The organism is Paenibacillus sp. NEAU-GSW1 (assembly GCF_009737085.1).
Classification (GTDB): domain Bacteria; phylum Bacillota; class Bacilli; order Paenibacillales; family Paenibacillaceae; genus Pristimantibacillus.
Genome location: NZ_WOVL01000031.1, coordinates 1 through 17,990, shown reverse-complemented (window position 1 = coordinate 17,990; position 17,990 = coordinate 1). Strand labels below are relative to the sequence as shown.

The window sequence follows — 17,990 nt, the reverse complement described above, 5'->3', positions numbered from 1 at the left end:
CATGTCCTGGAGCAAATTGAAGCAACAATTGGAAAGTTTCCTCTGTCCTGCATTGTTGGGGAGAGTCGAATATATTGCAACAAGCTACCGTTATTTACCTGATAAAGCAGGGCTTTGTTACATTGCGGTTGATAAAAAGAAAATATTCAATATGAGTGATGCAACAACATTAATCAGATGGTACCAGACGGAGCTTGAAATTAAGAATGATTCGGATATCGATATTCCTATCAGCAATGAAGAAATTGAAGCGGTCAGAAAAGATACCAAAGGGCTAGTTCCGGAGGAACGTCTAAAAGTAATTGCAAGAGGCAGAAAAATATCTGAACATGCAAAGGAGCTTTTGTCAGCACAGTCATCATTAAGCAAATCAAACTTTGTTGTTGTTGCTACTAAGTTTTTATCCGTTTCTATAGAGGAGAGCTTAGAGAGCAGTGATATCTTATTCAATATTTTAGCATTGGTGGACAGACGAGTTGGGAAAAAGCGGCTTTTAAACATGAGTGAGAAGATAAAATTGAAGCATCCAATTGTGCAGTATTTCTATGAACTGCGGCTTGGTGACTTGAACAGGTAAACAAAAGCCATAACTTGTTGAGCGTATAAAAGCAATCTGATTATTTTCAACCTGCCTTTCATGACTCTAATTCCTGCTCAGCTGCATCGGTTCGGTAATGTTTAGGGGAGATCCCTTTTATCTTTTTGAAAATTTTAGAGAAGAGCAGGGGATCGCTGTAACCGACGGAGCGGGAAATATCACCGATCGAAAGCTCCGCGGTGCCCATCATTTCGCATGCTTTATTGATCCGATAGCGGATTAAATATTCTTGAATGCTCATATTCATGCGCTGTTTGAATAACGAGCACAGATAGCTTCGATTGAGTCCGATGAAATGAGCAATTTCCTCAACGGAAATGTGCTGCGTATAATTGACCTCGATAAAATCCTTCACTTTCTCAACGTATCTTTCCGCACGGCTCTCCTTATTGCTTTGCGGCGTTATCGGACCATGGGCGATAAGCTCCGACAGCGTCATATAGAGCACCCCAGTCAGCCGGGTTTCCCATCCTTTGCGGTAATCCTTCGATTCAATCATCAGCTGCATATACTCGTATATAATATCGTCTCTGTCAAAGTGCAGAATTGGCGACGTCATCGTTAGGCCTGCTTGCTTGAGCAGCGATTCCGCCAGATTCCCGTTAAAACCAAACCAACAGTAAGTCCACGGGTTTAAAGGGTCGGCTTCATAATAAGAGATGACTTCGGGAACGATGAGAAACCCTTGTCCCTTCCCCAATTTATAGCTGTTGCCTCCTGCCTCGAAGATGCCTTCCCCGTCCAAAATATAATGAAGCAGATAGTGATTTCGAATGGCCGGGCCCAAATGATGCCTGGGAGCACATTCCTCCACGCCAAATTGAGTCAAATGCAGCTCAGTATGCTGTTTGCTGCGCGGGAAATATTCAATCATGGCCAATCTCCTTTGTTCAGAATTTCTAGCATTATAACATAATTAGTGAGTACGATGCCATGTACGGTGAATCCGAATATAATATATTATTTCTCTATAGCCGACTGATAGGTTCAAGCTTTAAACCATGTCGGGCGAACTGTGTTTATTATTGCTGCATAGGAAAATAGTTCAATTCGTTAATGGGAGAGGACGTGCGGAATGCTAGCGAATTTAAATTTGGAAGGAATGTGGAACTTTCAACTGGATGAAGGGAAAAGCGGACTTCAACTGCCCTTCAGCGATACGATACAGCTTCCCGGTACGACGTCATATGCGAAAAAAGGGACGAGAAATGAAACCGTCCATCTCGGACATTTGACGGATGAGTATGCTTATGAAGGCTATGCCTGGTTTTCTCGGGAAATCGACATTCCGAAAGAGCTTCTAGGGAAATGCTGCAATCTATTCCTTGAGCGTACAAGAGTGACTGCCGTTTGGATTGACGGTCAAGAGGTTGGCACTCAAAACAGCCTGTCGGCCCCGCACGTATACGATATAACTCCGTATGTCGGCAGCGGCAGACATCTGATCACCATTCGCGTCGACAATACCGATTACCCAACTAAAGGGGGGCATCTTACCTCTCCCGACACGCAGACCAACTGGAACGGGATTACAGGAAGGATCGAGCTTCAGTTTTATAACGAAACGCATTTGCGCAACGTCAAGCTTTACCCGAATGCAGCGGACAGGTCCGTAACGATTCGCACGGAGGCAGCTGGATCATTGGACGGCATGACGCTTACTGTTGCGGCAGAAAGCCTGAACGTGAAACACCGGCATATCGTTCCGCAGAAGCAATATTCCGTCAGCTCGGAGGAGCTGAGCATTGATTATCCATTGGGCGAAGAAGCGTTTCTTTGGGACGAAGAGAGCCCGGCGCTTTATCGAATAAGTTTGAGTTTATGCGATAGGGAAGGGAATGTGCTCGACGTTCACCTTGCGACGTTTGGCCTGCGGGACTTTTTATCAGCCGGGGATAAGTTTACGATTAACGGGCGAGTTACGTTTCTGCGCGGCAAGCATGACGGTCTATTGTTCCCGCTGACCGGGTTCGCTCCGACGACGGTGGAGGAATGGCTTAGCATTCTCGGTATTGCCCAATCGTACGGCATTAACCATTATCGCTTTCATACGTGCTGCCCGCCGGAAGCGGCGTTTACTGCCGCAGATATGCTAGGCATGTATATGGAGCCGGAGCTGCCTTTCTGGGGGACAGTTACGGACGAAAGCGATGAGAGACATAACGAGCAGGAGCAGCAGTATTTAATCCGCGAAGGATATGCGATGCTGGACGCGTATGGCAACCATCCGTCCTTCGTTATGATGTCGCTCGGGAATGAGCTTTGGGGCAGCAAAGCCAAGCTGAAAGACATTTTACGAGAATACAAGTCGTACGACAACCGCCGCTTGTATACGCAAGGCTCGAACAATTTTCAGTTTGTCCCGGTAATTCTGGAGGAGGATGACTTCTTCTGCGGCGTCCGATTTGCGCGAGAACGTCTCTTCCGCGGCTCGTATGCGATGTGCGACGCCCCGCTCGGACATATTCAGACGGATACGCCTGACACGATGAAGGACTACGATGAAGCAATCCATCCTTCCTCTGCGCGGGAAGAACTGGATGGCGAAGAACCGCGGAAGGGCGGGGAGATTCAGATTCAGTACCGAACGGAAGCGCGGACGGTGCTGGCGGACAATGCAAGCCTGGAGCTGGTCTCGCAAATACCGATCGTTTCTCACGAGATCGGCCAATTTGCTTTTTACCCGAATTTCAAGGAGACAGCAAAGTATACAGGCTCGTTGAAAGCGAGAAACTTTGAGGTCTTTCAACAGCGGCTGGAGGAGAAGGGGATGGCTCATTTGGCCGAATCCTTCTTCCACAGTTCGGGGCAGCTTGCTGTCGCTTGCTATAAGGAGGAACTGGAAGCGGCCTTCCGTACCAAGCGCTTGGCCGGATTTCAGCTTTTGGACCTGCAGGATTTCAGCGGGCAAGGCACTGCTCTCGTCGGTATTTTGGATGCCTTCATGGATTCGAAGGGCTTCATCTCTTCGGAGGAATGGCAGGCCTACTGCTCTGACGCAGTCCTGCTGGCACGCTTCCCGAAGTATCAATACATCGCAGGCGAGTGTTTCCAGGCGCGCATCGAGCTAGCCTATTATCGCAGCAAGCCGCTAATTTCCCGCGTTCTTCGCTGGGAGCTTTCCGACGAGCGGCAAGTGCATGCATATGGCAGCGTATCCATTTCAGCTGAAGGAGCAGGCGTGTTCCACATTGCTGATATTGAAGCAGCGCTTCCTGAAGCGACAGCTATGACGAAGATGACTCTCTCTCTGCAGATCGCGCAGACCGACATCAAGAAGGGTTATGATTTGTGGATGTATCCCCGCAGCATCCCAGCTGCGGAGCCAGCCGGGTTACATACCGCTCGGGATTGGAGTGACGATACGGAAGAAAGGCTGGCGAGAGGAGAGAGCGTTGTGCTGATTCCGAATTTGGAGCGTCTGGCACATTCCATTGAAGGATTCTACGCCACAGATTTCTGGTGCTACCCTATGTTCCGTTCGATTTCGGAGAGCATGAACAAGCCTGTTCCGGTCGGCACGATGGGACTTTTGATCGACAACAAGCATCCGGCGCTTCGGCTGTTCCCTTCCGAATCCTATTCCACCTATCCCTGGTGGTCGATCGTGTCTAATTCGCGGTCCGTCATTTTGGATGATGCTCCTCGGGGATTGTCGCCGATTGTACAAACCATCGACAACTTCGAGCGCAACCATAAGCTTGGCTTGCTCTGGGAATGCCAAGTCTTGCAAGGCAAGCTGCTCGTATGCGCGGTGGATGACGAACGCATTGCGGAAACGGCTGAAGGGAAGCAGTTTCTGGCCAGCATTTACAGTTATGCGGCTTCCGCCGTCTTCCAACCTGAAACGGTGCTCGGCATAGAAGACATTCGGAAGCTGTTGGTTCAAAATTAAGCTTTTCTGTCCTCAACGAACCCGGAGGCGGCCGCATCCGGGTTTTTTAGCGCGCTGCATATAAAAGCAAGAGAAACATCGTCGCTTCGCTGAAGCGGCAAGCCGCATCCCAATTTCCGTCTACATCCTTGACCTTATGAATATATTTCGTAGTAGTAAATCGGAAGCGGGGCAAGGGAGGAAATAGGAAAATGGAAGCTTATTCCGCGGGCTCTATTATACAGACAGGCAATGCGTCAAAAATACAGTCGGTTGACCAATTTATCGCTTTTATCCGTGATGCAAATGAGCTTCTTCAGAAGGAGTCGGATCTTTCGCCTGCCAATCGAACGGTCACGAATATCATTAGCCGCCTTTCACTTCAGCTTCGCTCCCGCTATATGCCGGAGGAAGTACAAGCCGTTCTCAGCAATGAGTACGTTCGAAAGAACCAACAGAAGTTGCGCGATAGCTTGTCGGAAGCCGAATTTCTCGCAGAGCTAAGCGATTCCTGGCAAATTCGCAAATCTGACGGTTCGGTGACGGATATTTTATCAACGCTGCCTTACTGGAATATCTACACCGCGCTTGTAAGTGAGGAACTATCCATGCTGCGCCAGATTGTTCGTCAGGATCGCAGCACCGATCCGATTGTTTTTGTAGGGAGCGGGCCGATGCCGCTAAGTCCTATTATTTTGCACCTGTTCAGTAATATGGAGGTTGTCTGCCTGGAAATGGATGCTGATGCTTATGATGCCTCAGTGTCGTTACTCGAGCATCTGGGCTTGGGGAATAAGGTTACGGTCGTCATGACCAATGGTTCAGAATTCGATTACCGCTCTTATAACCGGATTTTTGTGGCTAGTCTTGTACGGAACAAGCAGGCTGTATTAGAACGAATTCGTCGAACCTCACTGGATCCGCTAGTAGCTGTTCGCACGGCGGAGGGGATGAAGCAAATTATGTATGAAGCGATTGACGAATCGCTGCTGAAAAACGAGGGATGGCGAATTGTTGCGCGCACTTCTCCAGATGAAAATCTGGTCATTAATTCGACTTTGTTTCTAAACAAGTTGGGTTATGCTAGTAGCAAGTGACATCATTGAAACATACCAGCTGAAAGGAAGAAGCCGTACATAATATGAAACCCGAAAAGGAAAAAATGGTAAACGGAGCATGGGAATCGCATCGAGCTTCTATAGCAGCTCTTTGGGTCAACTGGTGAACACCTTTATGTCGAACCGACGTTTCGCTGCGATTACGGCTTTATTCAACAAATGATGAATATTAAAGCCAACGACTGATGAATTAATTATTTACAGCAAAAGAGGAAGAACGGAGGAAACGCAATGCTCTCGTCACGAGTTTTTATTGCTCTGCCTGTAACCGGTCCAGCTGCCGAACAATTGAATCAATGGGTTCAAGCACAGCGGGAAAAGCTGTCGTTTCGCAAATGGACGCATCCGCTGGATTATCATATAACACTGCAATTTTTGGGAGAGACTCCGAAGGAGCGGATAGCCGAACTGCATGATGCTTTGACGAAGGTTCAATACAAACCGGTTACGCTTGCATTGAACGGTGGAGGAATTTTTGGTTTGCCAAAGGCGCCTCGCATATTGCATGCCGTAATAAGCGGCGATCGAGAGGGACTGACGGCGCTGCATTCGAATATTGTTCAGGCGACGAAGCCGCTCGGATTTATAGCTGAAGATCGCCCGTTTACCCCTCACGTCACACTGGCAAGGAAGTTCGCCGGCGCCGAAAGAGTACCGTTTTCTGTTGAATCAATGGAGTCGATGCCCGCTAACGTGATATGGGAAGCGGATCGATTCGTCCTGATGGCGACGCATATGCATCGCGAGCCTATGTATGAAACGCTTTTCGAGTACAGGTTATAGCCGAAAATAGCAGCGGACATTTGCCTCAATTGACTGCACCAAAAGTCGTCATCGGCTCGATTATGGCGCGCGTGGGCATGATCCGGCATTAACGAATGGCAAAAAATGCGATATAGTGACCCTATGACGTTAAAGGATCGAGATGACAAACGGCGGAGGGTAATATGCATATCGAACAGCTAAAACGCATTTTTGCTTCGGGCGATTCCGTACAGCAGCTGCTTGGCGATGAACCGAAACGATTGAGAGAACGGGTCATGGCGGCTGCGGCACTGCAGCCGTTTATGGAGGAAATCCGAATTGAAGCGAAGCAAGCGCTCCAAGAGCCTATTCTCGGGCTGGATTATTCCTTGTTCAAAATGTACAGCGACACAGGCTCCAGAAAGGAATATGAAGCTCGTTACTTTTCGAGAAGAAAGCGCTTAACTGCATTAGGGCTGTTGGCCTGGCTGGAGCCCGATCACCCATCTTACAAGGTTGAACTAAACGATATCATTTGGTCGGTTTGCGATGAGTATACATGGTGTTTGACCGCCCATCTGAACGGAGGGCCGGAGATGAACAGCTCAGTCAACGTACGGTTGGATGAACATTCGGGGCCGCATCCATCAGCGACGATTGATCTATTTGCCGCGGAAACTGCGATGGCGCTTGCCGAAATCGCTTATCTCCACGGCAGTTCGCTGCCGCCTTTAATTCATAAGCGGATCCGTGAAGAGGTTTACCGCCGCGTTCTGCGACCATTTGTTTTTGGCGGTGAGCCGTATTTCTGGGAGAGCGCCAAGCACAATTGGTCATCGGTTTGTGCCGGCTCCATCGGAGCGGCGGCCATATATTTGCTGGAGAGCGGGGATGAATTGGCTGCCGTATGGTCGAAGGCGCTGCCAGCGCTGGATTGCTTCCTTTCGGGTTATAAAGAGGACGGCGCTTGCGAGGAAGGCTACGGGTATTGGCAATACGGCTTCGGCTTTTTTGTATATGCCGCTGATTTGCTCAAGACAAGAACAGCAGGAGGGATCGACCTTTTTGCGAATGAGAAAGTAAAGCAGATCGCGCTATTTCAACAAAAAGCGTTTCTGGACGGCAAGCATGCCGTCAACTTTTCCGACGCTGCCGCCTACTCGGGAATCTCGCTTGGCTTTACTCATTTTTTGCATGAACAATATGCGGAAGTCTCGCTCCCGTCATTGGAGCTGCAGGCGTCCTTTTCCACTGATCATTGCTTTAGATGGGCGCCGGCGCTCCGCAATCTGATCTGGTATCGGGAGGAAAAGGGGAAAAGGGGCGCACAATGGGACGCCGCGTCCTACTATTTAGACAATGCGCAATGGTTTATATCTCGCCACGCTGCGGGCAGCGCCCGATTTGCATTTGCCGCCAAGGGCGGTCATAATGACGAGCCTCACAACCATAACGATGCTGGCCATTTTATTGTTTATGCAAACGGAAAGAGTCTGCTAGCCGACATTGGAGCGGGACAATATTCGGCCGATTATTTTGGTTCCGGCAGATATGATATTTTGTGCAACAGCAGCGAGGGCCACTCGGTGCCGATTATTAACGGCAATTTTCAATTGCCGGGCAAGCGGCATCGAGCCCACTGTGTTCGAGCGCAGACGGATTCGTTAAAAGACTTATTTCAACTGGAGCTCTCCTCCGCCTACGGCGAAGAGACATGTCTTCAAAAGCTTGAACGGGAGTTTGTGTGGGTGAAAAGCGACAAGCCCGTGCTTCAGCTGAATGATCGCTTTCAGTTCGAAAGTGCTCCTGCGTCGATTGTCGAACGGTTTATTGCTGGCACGCCTCCGCAATTCGAAGATCAATATGTGCTGTTAAAGTCGGAGGAGGCGGCAATCGCCATTCGCTACGACCAAACATTGCTTCAAGCACGTTTTGTTGAATTGCCGCATCTTACGCATTCAGGCGAGAAGACGACGATCTATGCCGTCGACTTCCATCTATTGCGCTTGGCTTCCAAATTCGAGCTAGCTTTCCAATTCGAATGGATGTAACGAGCAGCGCGGAGGGAATTATGGGGGCAGCCGCAATTAATTTAAATGTAGGCTGCCCTTTCAAGAGCAGTCTTTTTTATGTTACATTCAAATGGGGATGGCTAATTTTCATAGAAACTGAATTTATAATTTATCATTGATGAAAAGAGGAGCAACCAATGCCTTTAGTCGACATGCCATTAAACGAGCTTTATCAATATGAGGGACGCAATCCGAAGCCGGCAGACCATGCTGAATATTGGGAGCGCGCAATTGCAGAAATGAAGGCGGTTGATCCGCAAATCGAACTCATTCCAAGCGAATTTCAAGTGCCGTACGCTGACTGCTTCGATCTTTATTTTACCGGCGTGCGCGGCGCAAGAATTCATGCTAAATATATTCGGCCAAAACAGGTGAATGAGCCGCATCCTGCGGTCGTTCAATTCCACGGCTATTCGGGCAATGCCGGAGACTGGCACGGTAAGCTCGGATACGCCGCGCTAGGGTATTCCGTCTTTGCGATGGATTGCCGAGGTCAATGCGGACTGTCCGAGGATACGGGCGGCGTGAAGGGAACGACGCTTAACGGCCATATCGTCCGCGGATTGGACGATAATCCGGATAATCTGCTCTTCCGTCACATGTTTCTCGATACGGCACAGCTGGCTGGAATTGCAATGAGCATGCCGGAGGTTGACCCGAACCGCGTCGGAGCGATGGGCGGCTCGCAAGGGGGAGCGCTGACGATTGCTTGTGCCGCGCTTGAGCCTCGAATCAAACGGCTCGCTCCTGTATTTCCGTTTTTGAGCGATTACCGTCGCGTATGGGAAATGGATTTGGCAAAGGATGCATATGCCGAGCTGAAGTCGTTTTTCCGTTATTTCGATCCGCAACATGAACGGGAGGACGAAATTTTTACGAAGCTGGGCTATATCGACATTCAATATTTGGCGGAGCGGATTGAGGGTGAAGTGCTGATGGCTGTAGGCTTAAGCGATACGATTTGCCCGCCTTCCACGCAATTTGCAGCGTATAATAAAATCAAATCGCCGAAAAAGACCGTGATTTATCCTGATTTCGGACATGAGCATCTGCCAGGCTTCGACGATATAACGATGCAGTTTATGTTGCAGCTGTAAGGCGGCAGTTTATACAGCCGAGATGGTGCAAGCGAAAAACTCTCCAAGCAAAAGCAATCGGAGAGTTTTTTTGTCGTTGCTTGTTAAGCGTCTCCAAAGCTGCCGACGCATACATTCTATTTGTCGCAATTCTAATGAAATTTGGATATTGACCGGTCCAACTCCCGTACATGCTCCATAAGCATATCGGAAATCGCTGAAACCTGCTGTAATGACGCAGCCTGTTCTTCTCCCATCGCTGCGATGTCGCCAACTTGGATCCGTATATTGGAGCTTTGCAGTTGGACACTTTCGACTAACTCTTGTACATGGCTGATCCGATCAGCGGCGCTTTGCATGTCCTTATTCACAGCTAATATTTGATCTTGAACTTCGGTGTTTGCCGAACGAATCGATTGGAGAATGCAGTTTGCAGACTCCGCTTTGCTCTCCCCAGCGACGATTCGTTCAGTACTAATTCGCATTTGCGCGCGAATCGAATGAAGATGCTCTCTAACCGCAGCCATATGCTGATCCGCTGCAGAAGCAAGCGCGCCTGTCTCGCCCGCCAGGTGCTTAACTCGTTCAGCGATAACCGAAAAGCTTTTCCTCGATTGCGACTCTCTTCCAGCTTCAATCGCTGCGTTTAACGATAGAATGTTCGTCTCTGCAGCAAGACCGCGGATTTTTTTCAGCAATGCGGCCATATCGCCGATTCGTTCATCTAGAAGGCAGGTATCGTCCCCGACTTGTGAAACGCTATGTTTTAATTGCTCGAATGAATCCAGAAAAGCTGTCATATCGGTTTCGCCTTGCCGTGCGAGACGAACGGATTGTTCCGCATGACCATTAATTGCTTTTGCTTTAGCAAGAAGCGGCTGAAAGGAATCGGTCAGTAATCCGAACTGGACAGCCGAATGTTGAACCAAAATCTCTTGCTCGCTTATCGCTTCGGTAATGGACTGGGTAGAGACAGAGATTTGCTCCCCGGCTTTATCATTTTCGCTTACCCCTTCATAAATATGTTCGGACGAGGCAGAAACATGCAGGCTTGTCTCTCTTACGCTTATGATAACGCGTTTCAAGCTTGAAAGCATGGAATTATACGACTCGCAAAGCATTCCGATTTCATCTCGCGTAGCCGATTCAACCGGACTGATGCTTAGATTGCCGTCCGCGAGCTGCGCAAAACTCTTTTGAAGCCGAGCAATTGGCTGCGCTATCGCCCGAGCAATGAACCAAGCGATATAGAAGGAAAGCAATAGGATTAAGGATGCAGCGGCAATGAATAAATAGAGATTGTCTTTAAACGATTGTTGAATAGAATTCGCTTTCGCGGCAGTGTGGATCAGTTTTTCTCTGACGAGCGCCTGTATGTTTTGCTCGATGAGCGAAGTAATGTCAATTGTCAATGCTAGCGTTTCGCTCTGTTCGTCAACCGATGCGCCGTCGGTAATTTGCTGTTTCAAAACAGCGAGTTGCCCTTCGAGCGAAGCCATTGTATTGCGAATTTCTTCAATCTTCGAGAGTACGTCATTTGAAGGCTCCGCCTTCTCCAGCGTCGATATTCTCCGGTTCATTTCCTCCAGCAATTCATATTGCCTGCCTTCTTCAAACGCTTTATACCCATTAACGATATCGCGTATGTCGTCATCCAGCGCGGGCTTGAGCACGCCGCTCAATTGATTGGCCTGATCTGTACTTTGCAGAAGTGAACTGTACTCGTTCAAATAGCTGTAGAAAGTAGCCGAGAGAGCTCCGCCCAGACCAACAATCAAAATAATAACCGTCACAAAAGCGACGGTCAGCTTATGGCGAATGGATTGAAATTGTCGAATGCGCAGCTTCATATATAGCCCTCCCTGGAGTGGATATAGCTATATTCTAAAGCGCTTACATCAAATAAAGAATAGAGTTTATTTGTCGTTTGGTTTGTTTTTTTGTTATTTTAATGCGCGGCTGCGAAGCTGGTCCTGCTAGAGAATAAAGGAATAGGGCTGAAATGTGATGATCTATCCCATTTCAGCCCTCAACTCCACTTATTGGACAAATAGCGGTACGCGCTCGAACCCGCTTTCGGTGACGCGAATGAGTCCCGTATCCGAGATGTGGAGCGTCGGAATGACGACTAACGCGATAAGCGACAGCGTCATAAACGCGTAGTTCATCGTACAGCCTGCTTGAATGAGCGCGCTGCTAATCTGTTTCATTTGCTCAACCACGGTTTCGTACGGCTCGGTCGACATGAGTCCGGCCAGACGCAGCGGGAGTTGAACGATGCCGTTCGCGGTCGCTACGGCAATGCCGCCTTGCATGCCGATTACGGCGTTTGCCGCATTCGCCATAAGCTCGTCGTCGTTGCCGATGACGAGCACGTTATGGCTGTCATGCGCGACCGTCATCGAGATTGCCGCCGGCACGTTGAAGCCGATGTTGCCGGCAAGTCCGATCGCGGAACCGCCTGTTTTGCCGTGCCGCTCGAACAGCGCCATTTTGGACAGGCCGCTATCGGGCGTAAGGACCACCTTGCCTTCTTCGACCGGAACGTCTCGAAGGACCTCGTTTGTTTCGACGTTGTTCTCGATGACTTCGACGACTCGCGCTTTAACCGTGCCGGAAGAAACCGGCGCCTCGATGGCGAAATCGGAAGCGGTCAACGGTTTCGCCAGTTTGACGGAATTGACTGCATATTCCGGGTATTGGAACGGCTCCAGCCCGATCGTCATTTTGCCGTTCTCGGCGACGACCTGACCAGCAGCGATCGTCATAACGACATTAACGTCTGCAAGATGTCCATCGAGCAAAATAATGTCCGCAATCGAGCCTGGCGTGACGGAGCCGACATCCCGGGCAACGCCGAATCGTTCTGCCGTATTGAGCGTTGCCATTTGGAACGCGGTTACCGGCTTGACGCCTTGCTGGATGGCATGGCGGACGATGAAATTCATATGGCCTTCTTCTTTGATCGAATCGCATATTCGGTCGTCGGATACGAGCATCATCCGGCGGGTGTCGAGACCCATTTCGGTATGCGCTTTAATCGTTGCCTCGACGTCATGCCACGCCGAGCCTCGGCGCAGCTTCGCATAAATGCCAAGTCTAACGCGCGCTGCGGCATCCTCTTTCGTAATGCTTTCGTGACAGCCGGTAACGCCTGCTGCGGCATATGCGGAAAGCCGCGGATCGTTGGACGGCCAAGTGTAATGGCCGTCGACCAGCTTGCCGGCGCGCAGCGTCGCTTGAATTTCACCGATCATTTTCGGATCGCCGAATACGACGCCCGGAAAATTCATAACCTCGCCGAGCGCAATCATATCTGGGCCCCAGCTAAGCGCTTCGGCAACTTCCTCAGGACCGAATTCGGCGCCCGATGTTTCGAACTCCGATGACGTGGCCGGTACGCAAGAAGCGACTTGCATGTACGCAGCCATTGGCGTTTGCCGAGCTTCGTCTAACATGATGCGCAACCCGGGAAGGCCAAGCACATTGGATATTTCATGCGGATCGAAGAAGCCGCCTGTCGTTCCGAGCGGCAGCACCGCGTTAGCAAATTGGGTAACGGAGAGCATGCTGCTCTCGATGTGGCAATGGCCGTCAAGCAAGCCCGGCGCTATGTATTTGCCTTGCGCATCGACAACGATCGTTTCGGGGCCGGTCATGCCTTCCACGAACGGACCAACATATGCGATTCGGGTGCCGACGACAGCGACGGAGGTATCGTACAAGATTTCGCCGGAAACGACATTGACGAGACTGCCGCCTTTAATGAACAACGAAGCTTTGCGTTCTCCTCTTGCGAATGCGACGAGGTCTGGAATGCAGTCCGCCAAATGGGGTCTGGAGTATTTTGCAATGGACATATCGTTTACCGCCTTTCATCTTTTTACGTTATATATTATACCTAATAATTGAAATAAACCAGTTTGCGGCACTGCGGTTGACATCATGGACGACTGCTTACACAATGGAGTAATAGTGTTGTTAACATAGTAACGAGAGGCGCTAAGGAGGTTAATCATTCATATGTGGAAATCGACTGTAGGCTGGTTCCGCGGCATAGCGATGCTTGAGGGCATCTCATATTTACTGCTTCTTTTCATTGCGATGCCGCTTAAATATTGGGCGGACGAGCCAATCTATGTTACGATCGTCGGAATGGCGCACGGCGTGTTGTTCACGCTTTACTTGATCCTGCTGTTAGCGTCATGGATTGTCAAACGCTGGTCGTTTGGCAAAGTATTGCTCGCATTCATCGCGGCATTCGTGCCGTTCGCCACTTTTTGGCTGGAAGCCAAGCTTCGAAAGGAGCAATAATCGCAACGAATAATGACGAGACATGCCAATAAGACCGTCGCAGACGGATTAGGCATGTCTCGTTTTTTATGCAAACACGATTGCTGCTGCCGCCGAGGCATAATAACGGCTCTTGCCGATTGTGTTTGGCTAATTTTCATATGACTTAAACAACACGCCGCGCGCTGGGAGGAAGCGCTGCCGATCGGCAACGGCCGTATGGGCTGCATGGTGTTCGGCGGCGTTAAGCTGAACGAGTTTTCTAATATTGGCGTTTTTATGCAATATATTGCAATAAAACGAAACCTTCCAATTATTTGCTTCGTAGTAATAGGTTGTCTATGACAAATAATAGGGAGAGGTAGTGGATTAGTGAAAACAGTTTCGTACATGTCTGGATCCGCTCGATGGATCAAATCATTAGCAGCAGCTCTGCTGGTCGTCTGCTTGACGGCCACGACCGCTTTTGCCGCAACGCCTGAATCAGGCAGCGCGGGACAAGCAGGGAAAACGCTGAATGAGGAGAACGCAGCCGCTTTTCTGGATACGTTCTTTGCATCGCCGGCGGCCAAGCCGCTGTATGCGGGCGCATCAGTCGTCGTCGTCAAGGACGGCAAAGTGATCGCGCAAAAAGGGTATGGCGTGACGGATAAAACGACGGGGAAAGCGGTAGATCCCGCTTCAACGGTATTCCGGGTCGCTTCAGTATCCAAAACGTTTACCGCAACAGCAGCTATGCAGCTTGTCGAGCAAGGCAAAATTAAATTAACGGACGATGTTCGGAAGCATGTGCCGGATTTGAAGCTGGTTAATCCTTATGATACGCCGGTTACAATCGAACATCTTTTGACTCATACAACTGGATTCGAAATCCGCGATCCGCTGTCGGAAGATCTCCATACCGATTTCAACAAAAAAGTATCGATTGAAGAGTATGTACATAAACATTTGCCGCCGGTCGTGCGTAAACCGGGCAGCTCTTACATGTACGACAATTTCGCTTCGATGCTGCTCGGATTGGTCGTAGAGAAAGCAAGCGGCGTGCCGTTCGAGACTTACATGGACGAGAATGTTTTCAAGCCGCTCGGAATGAAGAACAGCGGTTTCAAGCTGGAGGGCGCATTGAAGGAGCAGCTCGCGACCGGCTACAATGGGGCGGGTCAGAAGGTAGAAACATACGCGGTGACGCCGACCATTATGCCGCAAGGCGGCATGCTGACGACTGCTGAGGATGTAGGCAAATTTATGATCGCCTTCCTTAATGGCGGCTCGAATGATTCCGGCAAAATTCTTTCGGAAAAAACGGTAGAAGAAATGGAAGTATACCGTTCGTCCATTCATGCGCTTTTGCCTGACACAACTTATGGTTTTGAAGCGCCGTTCCAAATTCCGGGTGCGGGAAGCAGCTCCAAAATTATTACGAAAGGCGGCGACCTGCTCGACTTCAGCTCTTATTTATTCCTAATTCCAGAGCAGAATACCGGCGTGTTCTTAACTTATAACCAGGTAGGTCCTTTGCGCGCCTTGTTTTATCCGCAATTTATTCAAACGTTCTTCCCGCAATATGCGGCTCCGGCGCAGTTCAGCGAATACAAATCGACAAGTGAAGAACTGGAGAAGTTTGTCGGGTACTATTCCGACCTTCGCCTGAACATGATTATTTCAAACTTGACATCCCAAGAAGCTGTTTTGTCCATTACAGATTCGTATATTGGTCCGCGCAATCTGCGCCAAGTAGATACCAATCTGTTCGTGGACGAGCTTACGAATCAATTTACCGGGTTTAAGCTGGATGAGAACGGTAACGTTGCCTATTTGAAGGAGCCTTATCTGAATCCGGTTGGCTATGAAAAGAAGGGAGCAGTCCCTGCCGGCTTTAACGATCTGAGCAAAGACAGTCCTTATGCACCGGCTATATTGGCTTTACAGTCGTTAGGTTACTATGAGAACGATGCAAGCAAAGCATTTAAGCCTGAAGCGCAAGTAACACGCGGAGAATTTATTAAGTTTATTTTGGAATCGACCGGAATTGAAGGCAGCGAAACGAAATCGTATGCATTCAACGATTTGGCGGGTCATCCAGCAGCAGCCAATATTCAAATTGCATATGAAATCGGGATGGTGAAAGGTGACGGTGCCGGAGCATTCCAGCCGAATCGTCCGATCACGCGTCAGGAAGCGGCTGTTATGATGTGGCGCCTTTACAGCATGCAATATCCGGCAGAGCTGTTTGCAGATGTGAAACTGGCAGGCAAGACCGATAAATGGGCCGTACCTGCAGTTCAAATGATGGTTGCATTTGGCATTCATGGGCCAGAGGTTCAAGCGAATGCGGAAGGACAATCGGATTATCACTCCCGCGACGTGTTGAAACGTCAGGAAATGGCGTCTGTATTGTACGCGCTTCTGACGCAGCCGACTGATATGATCGTCGCTTCGTTCGCGCAGAATACGGGCGGGCAGAGCCATCATGAAGTCGCCAGCGATCGTTTCAGCTTCCTGTCGCCGGTTCTTCCATTCGCATCCTAAACTTTGGCAGGTTAAACCGCAGCCTGCGCATGTAATGCTTTAAATTATTTAAGAAGCCAATCCTTGTAGAATGGAAATGTGATCCTCCAGTCTACACAGGAGAGGCTTCTTTTTTTCGAAGGTTATCCGATTTCTTGTGAGAATAACCTTGAACATGCGTCCACGCAGTGGGAGCGGCAGCATCATCAAACCCTTCCGTTACAAATTTGTAAGGAAGTAGTACGTGAATGTAATGGAATTCGATGGCAGCGCCATTTCCGTTTGGACTACACTTGCTAAGAACCGCGTTAGATTGCGGTACCACTACTGTGTAGAGGGAAGAGGGATCATTACGAATGCAAGACTTGATTAGCGCGATTATATTAGGCATTGTGGAAGGTTTGACCGAATTTCTCCCGGTATCGTCAACCGGACATTTGATTTTGGCCGGAGAGATGCTCGGCTTTGATGGCGAAGGCTCCGTCACTTTCAAAATCGTTATTCAGTTAGGCGCTGTTCTCGCTCTTTTAGCGCTTTACTGGAAACGGTACATGTCCATTGCAGGCGATTTGATTCGACTGAAAGTTGCGGCAAAAGACAAGCTGAATGCGATACATATGGCGCTTGCCATGTTTCCTGCCCTCATTGTTTATTTGCTGTTCAATGACGAAATAAAAAGCAAATTGTTTGGCTCTGTACCGGTGTTAATCGGACTTGTCGCGGGAGGGTTATTGATGATAATAGCCGCCAGGGTGGGAGCGAAGCGCGTCATTACAGCTGCAGAAACGGACGGGATTTCGTACAGACAAGCGCTATTTATCGGTTTGTTCCAGTGCTTGGCGTTGTGGCCGGGATTTTCGAGATCCGGCTCGACAATATCCGGCGGGATGCTGTCTGGCGTAAGCCAAAAAGCGGCGGCGGATTTTACGTTTATTATATCGGTGCCTGTCATGCTTGGCGCTTCTCTTCTGGATCTATATGACAGCTGGGAGCTGCTGTCTAAGGACGATCTGCTGTTAATGCTCGTCGGGCTGATTACGGCATTTGTTACGGGGCTAGTTGCAGTCTCGACTTTTATGCGCTTGATTAAGAGACTGCGCCTGGAATGGTTTGCTTTTTACCGCTTTGCTTTAGCCGCTGTGTTTGCTCTGGTCATATGGCTTTAAGACAGCTATATGTCCGTCCGCAAATGGCTAATGCGTCCGGCTGTTCGGCTCATTGAATTGGCGGTTAAGGCGTCGCGATTTTGGAAATATAAGGAATCTGCTTATTCGATATTAGTTGTTTATTTATGGGCGGGACAAACTCCGCACCGGTCTTATCCGCATATGCTGATTGCAGTAGGCCGCATGGGAGGGAACACGCATGAGCTTAAGTTATTATCGTCCGGTTCGCAGAACTTCGCCTGCGCTGCTGGCGCTCGTATTGTTCGTTCTGCTTGTTATCGTATTGCTGTTCAGCTTGTAATGATTCAGGTTTGAAAAGGGAGTGTCCCATAAGTCATTAAAATGACGATGGGATACCCCCCTGTTTTATTTGGGTAAAACAGCAAACTGCACATTTAAATGTTCTTCCGATCGCCATTGCTCAGGGATTCCTTTGAATCAACGAAGTAAAGTGGGAATCCCTTCACAAAAACGAACGCTGACGCTTCTCCAGAATCATTTAAATGTTCCGTTTGCCATTAACCTGTCAATTAATTGCTTA

At 49.2% G+C, this 17,990-nt stretch carries 12 protein-coding genes and 1 pseudogene; 10 read left to right on the top strand and 3 right to left on the bottom strand.

Features of this window, described 5'->3' with window-relative positions; translation table 11 throughout:
- Position 1 precedes the first annotated feature (1 nt).
- Positions 2-577, top strand: a complete 576-nt coding sequence (locus GOM71_RS20270; protein WP_156284352.1) for an SF0329 family protein — start codon at positions 2-4, stop codon at positions 575-577.
- A gap of 58 nt (positions 578-635) precedes the next feature.
- On the opposite strand, the gene GOM71_RS20265 is transcribed toward GOM71_RS20270, so the two are convergent.
- Positions 636-1,472: an AraC family transcriptional regulator gene (locus tag GOM71_RS20265; RefSeq protein ID WP_156284350.1), complete on the bottom strand. Its 837-nt coding sequence runs from the start codon at positions 1,470-1,472 to the stop codon at positions 636-638.
- Positions 1,473-1,673: 201 nt separating this feature from the next.
- Between GOM71_RS20265 and GOM71_RS20260 the strand changes: the two genes are divergently transcribed.
- The 5 genes from GOM71_RS20260 to GOM71_RS20240 all read left to right on the top strand — a co-directional run bounded on the left by GOM71_RS20260 (position 1,674) and on the right by GOM71_RS20240 (position 9,503).
- A complete protein-coding gene (locus tag GOM71_RS20260; protein WP_156284348.1) occupies positions 1,674-4,493 on the top strand; it encodes a sugar-binding domain-containing protein in 2,820 nt (939 codons plus the stop codon).
- A gap of 191 nt (positions 4,494-4,684) precedes the next feature.
- Positions 4,685-5,569 carry a nicotianamine synthase family protein gene (locus GOM71_RS20255; RefSeq protein ID WP_156284346.1) on the top strand — a complete coding sequence of 295 codons (885 nt, stop codon included), beginning with the start codon at positions 4,685-4,687 and terminating at the stop codon, positions 5,567-5,569.
- A gap of 252 nt (positions 5,570-5,821) precedes the next feature.
- Positions 5,822-6,373: an RNA 2',3'-cyclic phosphodiesterase gene (gene thpR, locus GOM71_RS20250; RefSeq protein ID WP_156284344.1), complete on the top strand. Its 552-nt coding sequence runs from the start codon at positions 5,822-5,824 to the stop codon at positions 6,371-6,373.
- A 164-nt stretch (positions 6,374-6,537) separates the two neighbouring features.
- Positions 6,538-8,385 carry a heparinase II/III domain-containing protein gene (locus GOM71_RS20245; protein WP_156284342.1) on the top strand — a complete coding sequence of 616 codons (1,848 nt, stop codon included), beginning with the start codon at positions 6,538-6,540 and terminating at the stop codon, positions 8,383-8,385.
- 158 nt (positions 8,386-8,543) lie between these two features.
- On the top strand, positions 8,544-9,503 hold the full coding sequence (locus GOM71_RS20240; RefSeq protein ID WP_156284340.1) for an acetylxylan esterase: 960 nt from the start codon (positions 8,544-8,546) through the stop codon (positions 9,501-9,503).
- Positions 9,504-9,634: 131 nt separating this feature from the next.
- Here the strand turns inward: GOM71_RS20240 and GOM71_RS20235 are convergent, their stop codons facing one another.
- Together GOM71_RS20235 and GOM71_RS20230 are read right to left on the bottom strand one after the other, a co-directional pair.
- On the bottom strand, positions 9,635-11,332 hold the full coding sequence (locus GOM71_RS20235) for a methyl-accepting chemotaxis protein (protein WP_156284338.1): 1,698 nt from the start codon (positions 11,330-11,332) through the stop codon (positions 9,635-9,637).
- Between the two features lie 189 nt (positions 11,333-11,521).
- Positions 11,522-13,342 (bottom strand): adenine deaminase, encoded by a 1,821-nt coding sequence (locus tag GOM71_RS20230; protein WP_156284336.1) that lies wholly within the window; start codon positions 13,340-13,342, stop codon positions 11,522-11,524.
- A gap of 163 nt (positions 13,343-13,505) precedes the next feature.
- Between GOM71_RS20230 and GOM71_RS20225 the strand changes: the two genes are divergently transcribed.
- The 4 genes and pseudogenes from GOM71_RS20225 (at position 13,506) to GOM71_RS20210 (ending at position 17,449) form a co-directional block, all read left to right on the top strand.
- Positions 13,506-13,796 carry a DUF3817 domain-containing protein gene (locus GOM71_RS20225; protein ID WP_156284334.1) on the top strand — a complete coding sequence of 97 codons (291 nt, stop codon included), beginning with the start codon at positions 13,506-13,508 and terminating at the stop codon, positions 13,794-13,796.
- A 159-nt stretch (positions 13,797-13,955) separates the two neighbouring features.
- Positions 13,956-14,120: pseudogene (locus tag GOM71_RS25045) on the top strand (glycoside hydrolase N-terminal domain-containing protein); the annotation flags it as partial.
- 45 nt (positions 14,121-14,165) lie between these two features.
- Positions 14,166-16,304, top strand: coding sequence for a serine hydrolase domain-containing protein (locus GOM71_RS20215; protein WP_156284398.1), 2,139 nt, complete (start codon positions 14,166-14,168; stop codon positions 16,302-16,304).
- A gap of 335 nt (positions 16,305-16,639) precedes the next feature.
- Positions 16,640-17,449, top strand: a complete 810-nt coding sequence (locus tag GOM71_RS20210; protein WP_156284332.1) for an undecaprenyl-diphosphate phosphatase — start codon at positions 16,640-16,642, stop codon at positions 17,447-17,449.
- The last annotated feature ends 541 nt before the right edge of the window (positions 17,450-17,990 follow it).

Excerpts from the sequence above, each read along its gene's own strand:
- GOM71_RS20270 (WP_156284352.1), top strand. The coding sequence starts at position 2 with ATGTCCTGGAGCAAATTGAAGCAACAATTGGAAAGTTTCCTCTGTCCT.
- GOM71_RS20265 (WP_156284350.1), bottom strand. The coding sequence starts at position 1,472 with ATGATTGAATATTTCCCGCGCAGCAAACAGCATACTGAGCTGCATTTG.
- GOM71_RS20260 (WP_156284348.1), top strand. The coding sequence starts at position 1,674 with ATGCTAGCGAATTTAAATTTGGAAGGAATGTGGAACTTTCAACTGGAT.
- GOM71_RS20255 (WP_156284346.1), top strand. The coding sequence starts at position 4,685 with ATGGAAGCTTATTCCGCGGGCTCTATTATACAGACAGGCAATGCGTCA.
- thpR (WP_156284344.1), top strand. The coding sequence starts at position 5,822 with ATGCTCTCGTCACGAGTTTTTATTGCTCTGCCTGTAACCGGTCCAGCT.
- GOM71_RS20245 (WP_156284342.1), top strand. The coding sequence starts at position 6,538 with ATGCATATCGAACAGCTAAAACGCATTTTTGCTTCGGGCGATTCCGTA.
- GOM71_RS20240 (WP_156284340.1), top strand. The coding sequence starts at position 8,544 with ATGCCTTTAGTCGACATGCCATTAAACGAGCTTTATCAATATGAGGGA.
- GOM71_RS20235 (WP_156284338.1), bottom strand. The coding sequence starts at position 11,332 with ATGAAGCTGCGCATTCGACAATTTCAATCCATTCGCCATAAGCTGACC.
- GOM71_RS20230 (WP_156284336.1), bottom strand. The coding sequence starts at position 13,342 with ATGTCCATTGCAAAATACTCCAGACCCCATTTGGCGGACTGCATTCCA.
- GOM71_RS20225 (WP_156284334.1), top strand. The coding sequence starts at position 13,506 with ATGTGGAAATCGACTGTAGGCTGGTTCCGCGGCATAGCGATGCTTGAG.
- GOM71_RS20215 (WP_156284398.1), top strand. The coding sequence starts at position 14,166 with ATGTCTGGATCCGCTCGATGGATCAAATCATTAGCAGCAGCTCTGCTG.
- GOM71_RS20210 (WP_156284332.1), top strand. The coding sequence starts at position 16,640 with ATGCAAGACTTGATTAGCGCGATTATATTAGGCATTGTGGAAGGTTTG.